The sequence below is a fragment of the Streptomyces sp. NPDC088707 genome, assembly GCF_044752725.1.
Classification (GTDB): domain Bacteria; phylum Actinomycetota; class Actinomycetes; order Streptomycetales; family Streptomycetaceae; genus Streptomyces.
Map to the genome: position 1 here is coordinate 543,597 of NZ_JBIVLV010000004.1, position 14,345 is coordinate 557,941.

Annotated in this window: 13 protein-coding genes and 1 tRNA gene; 9 read left to right on the top strand and 5 right to left on the bottom strand. The window is 70.1% G+C overall.

Annotated features, from left to right (window positions below):
* Positions 1 to 177: 177 nt before the first annotated feature.
* Positions 178 to 765: a hypothetical protein gene (locus tag ACIP84_RS16265; protein WP_401798315.1), complete on the bottom strand. Its 588-nt coding sequence runs from the start codon at positions 763 to 765 to the stop codon at positions 178 to 180.
* 43 nt (positions 766 to 808) lie between these two features.
* Positions 809 to 1,435, bottom strand: coding sequence for a hypothetical protein (locus ACIP84_RS16270; RefSeq protein WP_401798316.1), 627 nt, complete (start codon positions 1,433 to 1,435; stop codon positions 809 to 811).
* Between the two features lie 1,298 nt (positions 1,436 to 2,733).
* On the opposite strand from ACIP84_RS16270, the gene ACIP84_RS16275 reads away from it, so the two are divergent.
* The 3 genes from ACIP84_RS16275 to ACIP84_RS16285 all read left to right on the top strand — a co-directional run bounded on the left by ACIP84_RS16275 (position 2,734) and on the right by ACIP84_RS16285 (position 3,875).
* On the top strand, positions 2,734 to 3,039 hold the full coding sequence (locus ACIP84_RS16275) for a hypothetical protein (protein WP_401798317.1): 306 nt from the start codon (positions 2,734 to 2,736) through the stop codon (positions 3,037 to 3,039).
* Between the two features lie 184 nt (positions 3,040 to 3,223).
* Positions 3,224 to 3,508: a hypothetical protein gene (locus tag ACIP84_RS16280; RefSeq protein WP_401798318.1), complete on the top strand. Its 285-nt coding sequence runs from the start codon at positions 3,224 to 3,226 to the stop codon at positions 3,506 to 3,508.
* 109 nt (positions 3,509 to 3,617) lie between these two features.
* Entirely contained in the window at positions 3,618 to 3,875 is a 258-nt protein-coding gene (locus ACIP84_RS16285) for a hypothetical protein (protein ID WP_401798319.1), read from the top strand.
* A 25-nt stretch (positions 3,876 to 3,900) separates the two neighbouring features.
* Here ACIP84_RS16285 and ACIP84_RS16290 read toward each other — a convergent pair whose 3' ends face one another.
* Positions 3,901 to 4,470, bottom strand: coding sequence for a DUF6233 domain-containing protein (locus tag ACIP84_RS16290; RefSeq protein WP_401798320.1), 570 nt, complete (start codon positions 4,468 to 4,470; stop codon positions 3,901 to 3,903).
* Positions 4,471 to 4,738: 268 nt separating this feature from the next.
* Between ACIP84_RS16290 and ACIP84_RS16295 the strand changes: the two genes are divergently transcribed.
* The 5 genes from ACIP84_RS16295 (at position 4,739) to tpg (ending at position 10,169) form a co-directional block, all read left to right on the top strand.
* Positions 4,739 to 5,314, top strand: coding sequence for an RNA polymerase sigma factor (locus tag ACIP84_RS16295; RefSeq protein ID WP_401798321.1), 576 nt, complete (start codon positions 4,739 to 4,741; stop codon positions 5,312 to 5,314).
* The gene (locus tag ACIP84_RS16300) at positions 5,311 to 6,381 is read left to right on the top strand and encodes a CU044_5270 family protein (protein WP_401798322.1); all 1,071 of its coding nucleotides are present in this window, start codon (positions 5,311 to 5,313) and stop codon (positions 6,379 to 6,381) included. Before ACIP84_RS16295 ends, ACIP84_RS16300 begins: the two co-directional genes overlap by 4 nt.
* Positions 6,382 to 6,925: 544 nt before the next feature.
* Entirely contained in the window at positions 6,926 to 7,297 is a 372-nt protein-coding gene (locus ACIP84_RS16305) for a hypothetical protein (protein WP_401798323.1), read from the top strand.
* Between the two features lie 20 nt (positions 7,298 to 7,317).
* The gene (gene tap / locus ACIP84_RS16310; protein WP_401798324.1) at positions 7,318 to 9,594 is read left to right on the top strand and encodes a telomere-associated protein Tap; all 2,277 of its coding nucleotides are present in this window, start codon (positions 7,318 to 7,320) and stop codon (positions 9,592 to 9,594) included.
* A 17-nt stretch (positions 9,595 to 9,611) separates the two neighbouring features.
* On the top strand, positions 9,612 to 10,169 hold the full coding sequence (gene tpg, locus ACIP84_RS16315) for a telomere-protecting terminal protein Tpg (RefSeq protein WP_401798325.1): 558 nt from the start codon (positions 9,612 to 9,614) through the stop codon (positions 10,167 to 10,169).
* 288 nt (positions 10,170 to 10,457) lie between these two features.
* On the opposite strand, the gene ACIP84_RS16320 is transcribed toward tpg, so the two are convergent.
* Both ACIP84_RS16320 and ACIP84_RS16325 read right to left on the bottom strand, forming a co-directional pair.
* Entirely contained in the window at positions 10,458 to 11,054 is a 597-nt protein-coding gene (locus tag ACIP84_RS16320) for a restriction endonuclease (RefSeq protein ID WP_401798326.1), read from the bottom strand.
* A 1,811-nt stretch (positions 11,055 to 12,865) separates the two neighbouring features.
* A tRNA-Val gene (locus ACIP84_RS16325) sits at positions 12,866 to 12,939 on the bottom strand.
* Positions 12,940 to 13,190: 251 nt separating this feature from the next.
* On the opposite strand from ACIP84_RS16325, the gene ACIP84_RS16330 reads away from it, so the two are divergent.
* Positions 13,191 to 14,252: a hypothetical protein gene (locus tag ACIP84_RS16330; protein ID WP_401798327.1), complete on the top strand. Its 1,062-nt coding sequence runs from the start codon at positions 13,191 to 13,193 to the stop codon at positions 14,250 to 14,252.
* Positions 14,253 to 14,345: the final 93 nt, after the last annotated feature.

The window sequence follows — 14,345 nt, forward strand, 5'->3', positions numbered from 1 at the left end:
GCATCGGAAGCTGGCCGACTTCCGCCCTTCAGAAGACGAAGGGGCGGCAACGGGGACTGCCCTGCCTGCAGACCACTGACCGGGCACCTTGCCGTCAGATGCCTTGCCCGCGCCCACTGCAGAAGCGGTTTGCCGCGACCACAGGCACCACCGGGTGCGGTGGTATCTGTACCGCACCTACCCACACCCGGGGAGCTCCGTGGGTTCAGGGAACCGAAGCTTGTTCGGGGGGAACTCGCGGGTCGGTCCGTGTGCATCAACTGGTGGATCCGTGGGTTCGGCGGCACCTGCCGGGTGGGCCGCGAGGCGGCGGGCTTCCGCCGTGACCTCGGCATCGGCCTGAGCTGTTGCTCCGTCGCCGTCTTCGAGCATGCCGTACTCGTCATCGAGCTCGGCGAGCCGTTCAGCCAGGGGCAGCTCGTGCCCGTAGCGCCGGTGAATCCGGAAAGTGAGCTCCCAAGGTTGCAACTCGCCGGCAAGCATGCGCCGTGCGAGCGCTCGCACGGCAGCTTCTTGGCCGGCCTTGCTGCCGACCGGATGGAGGGTGAGGCCGAGTTCGGCGAGTGCCTGGGGAAGCAGGTCGTGGACGTCGTAGTCCGCCTCGGCGCGCGTGCAGGCGGCGAGGATCCGAAGGTTGGGGGTGTCGAGTCCGGCGACGAGCGCGTCGCAGGCGGAGTCGACCACCTCGCTCGCACTGATCTCCCCCACACGCCAAAGGGCGGCATGGTCCTGTAGAGCGATTGCTGCTGCTTCGGTCGACGTCACTCGCTCATGATTCCCTTCACGGTACGTCCCGGGCGAGCACATTTCAGCGAAGGTGCTGTTCAGCGGCCTGTTCCAGCAGGGCTCGTGGGGAATCCGCGTAGCGCATCGCGGTCTCCTCGTCGAAGCCGAAAACCTCGGCGAGGTGGAGCAGGTCGGGTCCGCAGGCCAGGGGCCTCTTCGAGTTGGTGGTTGACGCGGAGCCGCTCCAGGGCAGCGTCTGCCCACGCATGGGCGCGCTGATCCAGTGGTTGCTGGCCCGACCGCTCGTGTGGCGGCCTGGTTGTTGATCAGCAGGTGGAGGATTTGCAGTGCTGGGCCACCGGCGGCGCCGGTAGCCCAGCCAGTCCGTCGGGAGCTTCAGGGGGAGACCGTCCAGAGGCCGGGCGCGTCCGGCGAGGATCAGCCGGCGGTTGCCGAGGTCGAGGTCACCGAGCGTGAGGGTGGCAGTCTGGGCGACCCGGCGGCGTGGACCGCCGCGAGCGCCCAGGACGAGCCGTGCCGCCGGGGCGGTGGCCGCTGTGACGGAGTTCTCGACCTGCTCGGGGAGGAGAGGTTGGAGCATGCCGTACGCGTTCTGCCCGATCTTGACGCGGCTGGTGGGGTTGCGGAAGACCAGCCTGTGCCGTTTTGCCCAGGTCAGCAGCGAACGTAGCGGCGACGAGTTGGTCACGCCTCTGGTGAGCGTGCAGTGTCTCGACGTAGGTGAGGATGTCGTCATCCAGGGCCCGTAGCGGGGAGAAGACTGCCGTGTGCCGGATCACGTCGCCTTCGACGTGGCCGGTGAGGACGACGGCCAGGCTCCCGTTGACGGCGAAGCGGGTGTTGCGTCCCCAGCCGCGAGCTTCGGCGAGCCGGTGGGCTAGGTACGTCGCCCCGCCCCGGCCAACCACATGGCTGGCCAGAGCTGCGTCGGCCGGGCCGAGTCGGCAGACGCCACTGCTTTCAGGATGTGTGCCACCAACGAGTGCTCTATCAGCTGACAGCCGATGCCCCGCCCCGTCGTTCTCAGCCGCCGTCGTCCTGCCCGCCTGCCGTCAGCATGCTCCTGAGGACCTCGGCGGGCAGCTTCGCCCACCGGGCCACCTCCTCTCACGGCACTCCGCCGTTCACCGCCGCCACCGCAGTACGCTTCCAGGCCGCTTCGATCACACCGGCACTGTGCCCGAGACCGCGCAGCAGCTGCCGGGCGACCTCCGCGGTCGGCCCGCTCCGCACCCCGCGCAGCTGCAGCAGCTGCTCCTCGGCACCGTCGACGAGGCTGCTGATCCGCCCGCTGCTCGTCGGGTACCACCGCTCTCCACATCGCCCCCGAGCCCGGCGCCCGCTTCTCCTTGCCGAGCACCCGCAGCCGCGCCGCCATCGTCGCTGGCTGATGGCCCTGGTGCACCCACCACGGATCGTCCGTGTATCCCGGCGGCCCGCCGGCTCCGCGGCGCTGGCGGATGACGCCGCCCGTCCACGCGATGAACGGCCCGCCGTGGTCCGTCGCGGCCAGCGGCCCGAGCCACGGTCGACCGACCCGCTCCCCGACCCGGCGGCAGAACATCCCGTCCGCAGGCAGCGCCCGAGGCCACCCCGCCCCACTGTCCACCCACACCAGCTCCGCCATGCCCGGATCCAGCAGCACCTCGGCGACCGCCACCACCTCCGGGAAGACGACCGCGTCCCGCCCCACGATCCGCCACCACTCCAGATCACCCCCAGCGTCACCGCCCGCAACCAGATGCATGCGCCGCGGCCAGATCGTCTCCCACTCCCACCCATAGGCCTGCTCCCACCACCGGGCGACCACCGCCTGCGCCAGCGCTAACACCCGCACCGCCCCCCGGGCCTGACCCGCCCACCCCCAACCGTCGGCCCGGGCCCCGGGGTGGGCGCACCGCCGCGGCGGTCACTCGTCACGGTGGCCCCGGGCCGCGCCCCCACCCGGGGGTGTCCCGGGGCGGCGGGGGAGACGATCATTCGGTCATGAGACCCGAAGTGCAGACGTTCGTTGCCGACGGACCGCTTCCCGACTGGGACGCGAGCGAGGAAGAGATCGACCGGCGTGAACGCCAGCTGAGGGCGATCTCCCGCCCTGTCACGTCCGAAGAGGCCGCTGCCTTGGCCACCTGCTTCGGCCCCGACGACTGCTACGGCGTCGCCTGGACGCTCGTTCACCTGATCGAGACGGCTCCCAATCCGGTGCCGCCGTGGGAGGATCCGGGTCCTGAAGCTGGCGACTGGGTCGAGGTTCTGCGCGGGCGATGGGGCGGCGGACCCCCTGCGGCTTGACGGCTTAACTACATGAGGTGTCTTCGTACGCGATAGCCGTGGAGAGAGGTCTTCTCCCGCCTGGGGCCGGCGGCCAGGACGCGACGCTAACGAACTCGGTGCCCTACGTTCCCGCCCGCTCGGTCTCGCGACTGCGTCTCCCCTCGGGGGTCCGGCGCGGGTCGGGCGGAGAGGATCCGTCACCATGACCTTCATCGAGCCCGGCCTGTCCGTACGTAACGGCTTCGCCGAAGGACCACTCGCCGACGCCGCGCTGTCCCGCGCGGCGCGCGCCGGGCAGCTCCTCGAAGAACTGCAGGAGCAGGCAGCCACGATGACCGACCGCCAGCTGCGCGACGGCGTGCACCGGGCGCTACGCCGCTTCACCCAGGAGCAGCCGCCCGCCTGCCAGGTCGACCGCTTCACCGCGTGGATCCGGCGCGGGGTGCGCATCGATTGGGTTGTCCCCGACCGTCTGCCCTGCGCTTAATGCCCGCCGGGCGGGAGAGTCCCTCCAGCCTCTCCCGCCCGGCGGGAAGGGCCGGACTATCTGGCGCCGCCAGTCTTCCGCTGTCGGTGGTGGCTGGGACGCTGGTCGGATGAACGCCGATGACGAGCAGCTGCTGCGCGGTCGGGTGTACGGCTGCGACCACGACGACCCCAACCCGGGCCCGCTGCCGCACCAGACGTACGCCGTGCTTGTCGGCGGCCAGCTGGACGGCCTGCTGCTCGACATCACCGGCTGGCGGCCGGAAGAGGTAGTTGACGGTGTCGCCCTGGTGACCGAGCTGGGGGCGGTGGCCCGGCGGCCGGGGCGCTGTACGACCCGCTCCCCGACGCCCCGCGCCCGGCAGTAGGGCCGGGGGTATTGTGCCGCTTCCACTACTCCGGCGACACGCCCTGACTCGCGCGAGTCAGGCGTCGCCGATGTGGTCGAAGCCGCGGAGCATCGGCGTCAGCTCCTGTGCGCACCCCGCACAGCGTGCACAGCTGCGTCCCTGGGCTCTCCGCCACGTCCAGGGCGCGCTGCACATCGAGCAGCGGCGAACCCTCGGGCGCCTCTTCGCAGTCCGGCGCGTGCAGCACACCCCGGGCCGGGCCCCTTCCCTCGCGGGCCTTCGCCAGGATCCCAGCCCGGAGGCAGGCGCTCGCCGAGGACCTCGCGGACCGTCGACTCCGGCGGAAGGGGTTCGGTGGGGACTCGGTGGGGACATGGTCGTAGTCGACGTCGTCGACCGGCCATACGTGCTCGGGTGCCCGGACCCACACCCGGTACTCCGCGGCCTCCACGCCGCCGTCCTCGAGGTTGCGGTACGACGGCAGGCGAGGTACAGCCAGCCGCCGAGGGCTGCCGCCGCCTCCACAGCCGCGCCACGACCTCCTGCTCCGGGTGCTCGAGAACCGGGTCGGCGAGCAGCACAACGCGCACCGGCACCGGCTTGGCCGCGTCATCGGAGGCAGTGGTCACGACCCCACGGGAAGCCCCGCCGCTCCCCGCTGATGCACGACACCGCTCAGGCGGCTTGAGGTGAAGGCGGTCCATCGACTTCCTCACGTCTCCGGGCTGGTCGCCGAGCACTCCCATGACCGGCTGAGGCCTGGGGCGGGCCGTGGCTCGGCTGCGCGCGGCAGTAGGCCGCTGACCTGCGCGAAGTAACGGATCACTGCTCCCGAACCAAGTGAGGAGTGACAGACTGCAGAACCGTTGTGGAGGACCAAGGTGCACAGATCCGGTCATGATCCCGGACGGAGCCGTACTCCGTTCAGCGACGTCTACGAGGCGCATTTCGATGCGATCCTCGGATACGTCACCCGCAGAACCACCGACCGGCATACGGCCGCGGATCTGACCGCGGACGTGTTCGTGGCGGCGTTGGAGGCATTCGACAGCTACGACGTCAGCCGTGGTACGCATCGTGTCTGGTTGCACGGGATCGCCCGCAACACCCTGGCCGCTCACGCACGTCACACGGCGCGTGAGCGGGAGGCGGTGACCGTGCTGAACGGACGCCGGCTGCTCGACGAGGAGGACATGCTCCGCTTCGAGGAGCGTATCGACGCCGAGCGGGAGGCCCGGGCGCTGCTGGCCCGGCATGCGGTGCTGTCCGCGCCGCTGCGCGCGGTGATCGACTTGGTCGTCGTGGACGGCCTGACCACGAAGGAGGCCGCGAAGGTGCTGCGGATCTCCCAGGCGACCGCCCGTGTCCGTCTGCACCGTGCCCGGGCCGCGTTGCGCGCCGGGCTCACCACCCCGCCCGGCACTATCAGCACCCCTCTCGCGGAGGCCACCCGATGAACACCCCGACCGGTTTCAAGGAGCGGCTCGGTGCGGAGCTGGCGATCCTGGAGAAGGCGCGGGCCGAACGCGCCGCCGAGGAGCTGTCCGAGCACGGTACGCAGGCCGCAGGCAGGGTCTTCCCGCGGACCGCCGTGCGCCGGGGGGTCGCGCTCGCGGGACTGGCGGCCGCGGTCGCCACCACCGTCGTCGCCACCTCGGGTGGACCGGGAGCGCAGAGCGGTCCGGTGCGCGCGGTGACGGTCGCGCAGGTCCTGGACGCCGCCGCGGCCGGCGCGGCAAAGGGGTCGGGCCATGAGCCCGAACTCCGTCAATGGGTGTACACCGATACCGTGGTCTGCGAGCCGGCCTGCGGTCATTACACGTCCTGGAGGCGGTACGACGGGGCCCAAGGTGCCTCTGTCGGAAAGGCGTTCGAGACGCAGGGCCGCACGGCCGTCCTCGTGTCCGAGACTGACAAGCTCCCGAAACGAGGAATGGTCGGGGAAGACCCGCAGAAGACATGGAAGGTTCTCTCCCAGCTGCCGACCGAGCCGGGTGAGCTCCTGGCAAGGGTGAGCAAGGACCGTTTCTTCGCGGCCGGCCAGGACCCCAGCGCACCGTCCGACCCCGGCCCGGACAATGCCTACGGCTTCATGGACGAACAGCCCCCGGCTGCCACCCCTGGAGCCCGGTTCGCCAGAATCCTCAACATCCTGCGGGTCGCGCCGAACATCCCCCCCGAGATCAACGCCGCGCTCTACCGCGCGCTCGCCCTGATCCCCGGGGCCGAACTGGTCGACGCACCGATGAAGGACGCAGCCGGCCGGCCGAGCCTCACGATCTCATTCGATTTCCACGACCGCCATCGCACCCGCGAGTACCTCTACCTCAACCCCGAAACGTACGCGTACCACGGCTTCCGCAGGGACTGGCAGGGCGAAAGCAGCTTCACCGAGTCCTACGCCCGCACGGCGACCGGCATCGTCGACCACCCCGGCCAGGTCCCCGGGGGCCCCGCACCCGACCCCTCCGACATCGTGATGATGACACCGCCGACCATGCACTCCCGACCGGTAGGTCCTTGATCCCGGAGTGGCGGCCGGGCAGCTGCTGATCCGCGGGAGACCTCGCAGAACGCCAGGCCGTGGAGGACAAGATGCGGGACTGCCAGCAGTCCGTGCTTGCGAGCCCCCTCCTGCGCCGCCCGTGGCACTGCCTCCGCGCAGGAGCGTTCAGCACACGCCGCTCTCAACGCCGCAGCCGTACGCCGGCTGACCGTCCTGCGGGCACACCGCGTCGGATGGGGCGTCTGGGCCGATCTGGTGGCACTGCACCGCACCTGCGCCACGGACGTGACGGTGGTCCATCACGCCGGCTGCCCGCAGATGTGGTGCACTTGCTGCGCCACTGCGACCACCGTGTTCTCACCTCGCACGCCGATGTGCAGGCGCTGTATCCGCCGGCCCGGACGTCGGGGGAGTCCTGGGCGGAGGGACGTCACCGGTGACTGACCGTGCTGGGAAACGGTGCTGCGTCGGGCAGCGGCACGTGAGGTGGGGGAGGACTCTCCCCATGCGCCATGGGTCAACGTTCCGTTGTTTCGTTGTTCCTGAGGGTAGGGTGGGTGTCGTGTCGGACGACTTGGGGATTGAACCGCGTACCGGCCTGGCTGGCCTTCCGCCAGGTGACGGTGTGCCTGCGGGTGCTTTGCAGCGGGATGCCGCACTGCTCGGCAGGCTGCTGGCCGACGCCGGTCAGGGCGGCGGGGCGGGGGAGCGGGGGGTGTCGGACGAGGATGTGGCCGCGGCCTTGGCCCTGTTCGAGGACATGCGGACGGCGTTGGACCGGCTGGAGGCGCAGGTCGTCATCGAGGCCCGGCGCCGGGGTATGGAGTGGCGGCAGATCGCGTCCCATCAGGGCATGAAGTCCTCTCAGGCTGCGTCCCAGCGGTATCAACGGCTGGTGACACGTCTCGAAGAGATCCGCCAGGGCATCCGGTAAGGCAGGAGACCCCCTTTCTCATGAGCCATCCGCCCACCGATCCGCTCTCCGCTGTCGACGCGCTCCTCGCCGCCGTCGACGACGGCACCGTGCTGCCCCCTCCCGCCGAACGGGTCCGTCTGCGCGAGGCGGCGGGCCTGACCCAGGCCGCTGTCGCCCAGGCCCTGGGTATTCGTGTGCCGAGCATCCAGGCGTGGGAGGAGGGGCGGGCGGAGCCGAAAGCCGAACGCCTGCAGGCCTACCAGCGTCTCCTCGAAGGCCTCGCCCAGCGTTACCCCGCTCTGCAACCGGCCACGTCACCGGTCTGCCCACCCACATCCCCGGCCCTCCCGTCCGAGCCGGTGCCCTCTGCCGCGCCGCCTGGCCCGGCGTCGTCGGCGATGGCTCCGTCCCGGCCGGCACCCGGTCAGCCGCAGCCCGCTCCTGCGCCGCCGTCCGGCACCCCACGCCACACACACGAGTACCCTTCTTCGGCGCCGCGTCAGGCGGCCGCGGCCAGGCCGGGAGCGCCGCGCCGCCCGGCGATGAAGAAGGCCGCTTCGGCCGGTACGCCGACCTACGGCACGGATCCGCGGTTCGCGAACGGGCCGCTGGCGGTCGTGGACATCAACGCGGAGGGCCAGGTGCTGGCGTACTGCACCGGCGGCCTGGTCCTTGACGTGCCTGCCAAGTCCCTGCCGGCCCTGGTGGAGTGGACACTCAACGAAGCGGCGCTCGGGGCGCCGAAGCTCGCCGGGCCGGGCAAGGACGCCGACCCGCTGCTCGTCCTCACCGAGACCGCGTGCGAGCGCTACGGCCTGCCGGCCACGCTCACCGACGAGGAGCGCCACGCCGGGCGCCTCCCGGAGGGCCACAAGGCCGTCAAGCAGCTGCTGCGCGCGGAGTGGAAGCTGACCAAGCGCGGGCTGGGGCCGTGGGCGAGGATCTACCGCCCGGCCACCGGTTCGGAGCGTGCGTGCGTGCAGTTGTGCATCCCGTCGTGGAACGCGCTCGACACCCGCAACTGGGGGCACGCCGCACAGCTCCCGCCGGCGGACCTCGCCCGCGTCCTGGGCGTGTACGCCTCCCGCGTGATGACGCCGCGCGGCTCCACGGCTGTGACGGGGCTGGAGCTGATGACCGCCCTGCACCCACCGACCCGCGCCTCCGCGCCCGATGCCGCGGGCAAGCGGCACTCCGAACACAACCCCGGCTCCCTGGGCACCGAAGCAGTCGACCCGGCGCCGTGCGAAGCCCCGGACGGCCACCCGCTCCTGAAGGACCTCCCGCGCTTCCACATCCGCGGCCCGGGGGAGAAACTGTTCGAAGAGGCCTACGACTGGGCACGTCCGATGACCGACGCCGAGTGCACGCTGCGCCACCTGGTCGGCATCGACGTCAACATGGCCTTCGCCGCCGGCGCCAACGGCCTGACCGTCGGCCTCGGCGCACCCACCCACGTCACCAGCCCGGTCTTCGACCCGAAGCTGCCCGGCTCCTGGCTGGTCGACCTCTCCCACGTCGACCTGTCGAAGGTGAAAGCCGGCAAGGAATGGGTCCAGCTCGACGGCTCCCTGCTGCCCTCCCCGTTCACCCCGAAGGGCGAGACCCCGACCGGCCCGGCCTGGTACGCGACCCCGACAGTCGCCTACGCGGTAGAACTCGGCTACGAAGTCGCGCCCCTTGAGGCATACGTCCGCCACGACAACGGCCGCTACCTGGACGGCTGGTACACCAGGCTGCGCGACGCCTACCTGGCCACGATGGCGGACCTCGGCGTCAGCGCCGACCTGCCACCCGAAGCCTTCCTCACCGCGATGGACGGCTACAAAGACCGCGACCCCCAGCTGGGACTCGTCGTGTCGGCGATCAAGGCGACGGTGAAGGGCGGCCTCGGCAAACTCCGCGAACGCCCGCGCGGGGAAGGCTGGCGGCCCGGCGAACCGTGGCGCGCCCTGTCCCGCCCGACGTGGCGGCCGGACATCCGCGCGGCAGTCATCGCCCGCACCCGGGTCAACCTGCACCGCAAGATGATCAAGCACGCCGCGTTCACCGGCCAATACCCCATCGCGATCCTCTCCGACTGCGTCGTCTACGCCGCGAACGGACCGAGCCCGCTGGACTTCCTGCCCTACCGCCAGGGCAAGCCGCTCCCGGGCGGCTTCAAGCTCGGCGTCAACCCGGGCCTGGTCAAGCACGAGGGCACGCAGGAGGTCCTGTGGGGCGAGGAGGTCCGCGACCGCTTCGACGCACCCGAGCTCAACCTCGCCCGGTACATCAAGGACGGCAGCGTCACCGACACCGACAACGGCGAATAGGGAAAGGGGACGCGACGATGACCATGTTCGGCGACGGCCTGGACGCCGCGATGCACAAGACGTTCACCCGTCCGGCGCCCAAGAGCGCCGGCGCGCGGATGCGCTACCTGGTCAGAAAGCTGGGCGGCACCCGGCAGGTCGCCCAGATGCTGCGGATCTCCCAGCGCACCGTCGAACGGTACGTGAAGGACCAGATCAGAAAACCCCGCCCGGCCCTCGCCGCCCGCCTGGAGCGAGAGGTCAAAGCCCGCTGGCAACCCCAGATCCGAGCCAAGGCCCGCCAGAAGGCGGCGACCACCGGCGGCATCATCATCGACACCCGCGCCCGCCTCGGCTACACCGCCCCCATCGGCTCCACCGACCAGGACCGCATCCGCCACCTGACCATCGCCCTGCCACCCCTCTACGCCGCCCGCCTCTTCGACGCCCAGGACGCCGGCGCCACCGACGCCCGCCTCCAGGAGATCGCAGCCGAAGCGCTCAAGGAGGTGTACTTCCAGGACGGCGGCCGCCGCGCCGGCTCCCTGGAAGAAGTCCGCTTCACCGACATCGAACACCTCGAGTTCGACCTGTAGCAACCGCGAGCCCCGACCACCTGCCCAAGAGCACCGAGCCCCTGCTGCGGATCGCTGACATCGTCGCCGGCGCTATCCGCGCCTTGCGCACCAGATACCCGCAGTACGGCGCCACGCTGACCAACGAGATCGACTTCGACGTCTCCACCGACTGCTGAAGACCCCGGAAATGCGCCGAGCCAGGCTCCCGGTCTGCCCCAGGTCACCTGGCTCCCGCGGTCACCGGCTTGAAAAACGCACGACAGGTCGCCCTTCACTGTCCCAGGCGCTCCTGTCTTCGGGCGATGTCTAGGACAAGGGTGTGGGTCGCCGAGGGGGAGGCACGGCCCTCAGCAGCTCCCACAAGGGTGTGGAGCCGCCGGCCCATTCCGCGAGGACTGTGCGGTTGACCAGATGCAGTCGCTGGTCGCGGGCGAACTCGATGGCCGGCCTGGTGAACCTGCCGTTGGTGACGAGAACGACGATGTCGCCTCCGTGGACGGGGCGGCCGGTGCCGTTGAGGACCTGCAGGTCCGGGGTACCGACCGCGGCCCCGGCCAGTCCGTCCCGGCGGTGTTTGCATTGGATGACCCACCGCCGCCCGAAAGGATCGGTTGCCTTCACATCCGCACCGTTGTCCCCGGCACCGCCGACCTGCACGGCATCCGCGCATCCGTCACGGTGCATCAAATCCCGAACCGCGTGCTCGAACTGCCGATGATGCAACGCGTCCAGCTGCGCCAGCGCGTACCGAAGCCCCTGCGACCGCACCCGCTCCCACTGGACCGCCCGCTGCCGCCGGACCATCCAGACAGTCACCACCCCGCCTGCGAGCAGCACCAGGACGACCGGGACCCATGGATGGGCGGCGAGGAACCTCACCAGACCCGTCAGGAACAGCCACACGAGAAGAACACCGCCACCGACGAGGACAAGCTGTTCACCACCTGCGTTCTTGCGGGAACGTCGCCTCGCCGGGCGGCGTCGCGCAGGGCGCCGGCTCACCTGGCGCCCCCGCTCCGGTCCCACTTGATCGGGTATGACACCGTCGGAGCCGGCCGCGGAGCGGTCTGCTTCCACCCGGGCCACTTGATCGGGTAGGACACGGTCGGCACCGGATGGGGCGCCGCCCTACCCGAGCTCGGCCACTTGATCGGATAGGTCACCCCCGACGACGACCGAGGCGCCGGCACCCGCTCCGTTCCCGTCCCGCTGCCCGCCGATGTGGGCGAGCCGCCGAACACGAACACCGCCGCCACGATTACGACGGCCAACGCGGTCTGCTTCCTCGTCCCGGCCGGCGCTCTCCAGTACTGCCCGACCACGGTCCCGTTCCGCTTGATGTAGCCGCTCACTAACGGCAAAGCCGACCCTCCCCCAGGTCACGGCGCGAATCCCGCGCGACGTACCAATATAGCGAGCCTCACTGACAGGCGGTCACTCGTCAGCCACCTGACGTGATCATCAAGCTGGCGGTCGTGGGCTGCTTCGGGGCCGAGGAACCGCTGTCGTCAAGCGAGAGACAGGTGAGACCACCAGCCAGTGGGCTGTCGGTGCACGTGCCGGGGGCGGGCGCCTGGACGCGGGCGGAGTACGCGGCCTGTTCCACATCGCCCTGGAGAACGGCCTGGAGTGACAGCGCCGCCCGTGGCGGACACCTGAGCACGACAACGCCCCCGGAGCAAGGGGCCGGGGACGCGTCGTACGGCGGGCTCCCGACGCTTTCAAGGCGGCCGGCCCAGGCAAGGCGCTCTATCCGGGGTATGCGATCACGGTGGGAGTCTGCTTAGTCTGAGGGCGGACCCTGTGGGATCTCAGAACGCTTGTCAGATGCCGACGCTGTGGCCTGCAGCTCTCTGGCCTTTCTCACGCCGATAGCGTTGCTTGTGTCCCAGGCGCGTGGCTATTTCCCGCCTCGGCCAGTCTTCTTTGATTCGCACCGTTGCTGACCCGTTCTCCGGGGTGGGACCGTGGCTGGCATGGTCGACACTCGCTCGCGACGGTACGAGGCAGCCGCCCGAAGATTGTTCTGGTCCGGCATCGCCCTGTTGCTGCTGGGCCTGTCCGCTCTCGCGGCCGCGCGGACGGACGGCGCCCGTCCGTGGGTGTGCGACCCGGGCTGCCGCCCGGCGGAGAATACGGCGTGGGAGATCGTCAGCATGCTCGGTGCGGTGGGTGTGGGCCTGGGCGCGCTGCTTGGGGCCGTCGCCGTGCTCATGGCTACCCTCCGCCGCCCACCGGCCCCTCCGTTGTCGAGCGATTCTTCAGCCGGGTCAAGCAACACCCGGCCGGAGTAGTGCATCTGTCCTCTGTGCCCGCGGAACGTCCGCCACGGCGCAGCCGAGCGCAGCAGATCAAGCGTGAACAGGCTGACCAGCCAGTCTCAGCTTCGTGGCCGATCGGCCACGAAGCGGCCACCAGCTCGCGCGGGCCCGAGCCGCGGGCTCCCTTGCCGTGGCGGACGTGGAGCTTGCCGAAGCGCCCCAGGTCCCACTTGATGTCCGCCAGATCGAGCTTGCACGCTTCGCTGACCCGCAGCCCGACCTGGGATATCAGCTTGGAGGTGGTGTAGTTCCGGGCGGTCGGAGCGAACTTCCGGCAGGTCGCCAGCTCGCCGCCCCATCCGGGGCTCTGGCACAACTTCTGTGACTGAGCACTCTGAGCAACGGCCGGGATGCTTCCAGACGTCGAAGAAGACTGTCGTAGAAGAGGCAGGATGAGGCTGGCCGGATTCGAACCGGCGTCCTCCCACATGTGGTGAAGGCGCGACAACCCCTGCGCTACGAGCCCCATCCTGCCAGGGATCATACGAGCCCCGGCGCTCCACTGCCCCGAGTATTCGAAGACGGCGGACCACTCGGCGTGATGCTTCACAGAAGCCGTGCCAGAACCCGAGAACCGACAGCAGATGTTCACCACTCCGGGTTCTGGCTCACTTTCCGTGGAGCATGCACGCTGAGTGATGACTGTCGGTGAGTGGGCTCTGAGGATGTTGCCCGGAACTGACCCGTACCGGGTGCAGTGGGGACGATAGTTCGGGCTGTGGAAGAAGTGGTGCTCAGGCTGGAGGAGTTGCTGTTTCCGTTGATCGACGACGTTGCGGTGCTGTCGGTCGCATCGGGCGGCCCGAGCACCGCTTGGCAGATTTTCCGGCACGTCACCGAGGAACTGCCCGGCCGATCATCGGCGGAAGCTACCGTGCGTTCGGGATGTTGCGCCCTCGCCTTCTACAGTGAGCGGGTTCAACAGGGGAGGGAACCCAACACCATGAAGTACCGCATCAACCGCCGCGTCGTCGCGGCGATGCTCATGTCGACCACTGCCACCACGCTCGCTGCCTGCGGGCCCGCAGGCAGCGATGCAGACTCCAAGAGTTCTGTGGACGCCGACAGCGTCAGCCCGGGCGCAGCCAACCCGGAGGACTCCTTCGGCGGTCTCACCGGCGCCCAGATCAGTGACAGGTCCAAGGACGCGCTTCGGAGGGCCACGTCCCTGCGCGTCAGCGGCGATATGCCGAACCCGCGTACCGGCGGCACTGTCACGCTGGACATCGTCCTGGATACCACCGGTTCATGCCGTGGCGCGGTTACCATGCCCGGCGCCGGCACCCTCAATGTGATCAGGGGCCCAGAGGCCTACTTCATCCAGGGGGACGAGGGGTACTGGCGGATGGCGGTGGCGACGGCCGCCAAGAACAGGCCGGACGCCCAGGTCAACGCCTTCCTGAAGGCGGTCAAGGGCCGATGGATCAAGGCGAGCGAGAACACGGCCGAGACCTCCCTGCCCTCGAAGATGTGCGACCTCGCCGCGATGACCAATCAGTTCGGGGCCGACTTGTCAAAGGCCACCGAGCGCGGAGCGGACGTCACCCGGGACGGCCAGAAACTCGCGGTCATCTTCAACCGCGACGGAAACGAGGTCGTCACCACCTACATCTCCAAGGGCATCCGCCCCTACCCGGTGGAGATCACTGCCACCGGCGGCCGCGCTTCCATGGACGTGAAGTTCACCGACTACGGCAAGCCCGTCGACACCACCCCGCCGCCCGCCGACCAGATCATCGACTCCGGGAAGGCCGGCCTGCCACCCAACCGCCGATCATGACCACTCTCACGCCGCCTGTCTGCATGCCGGCGGCCCCACGGAGCTGGTCGTCCGGCTCGCTCCCGCCGAGCCCGCGGCGACCGGCAGGGCCGG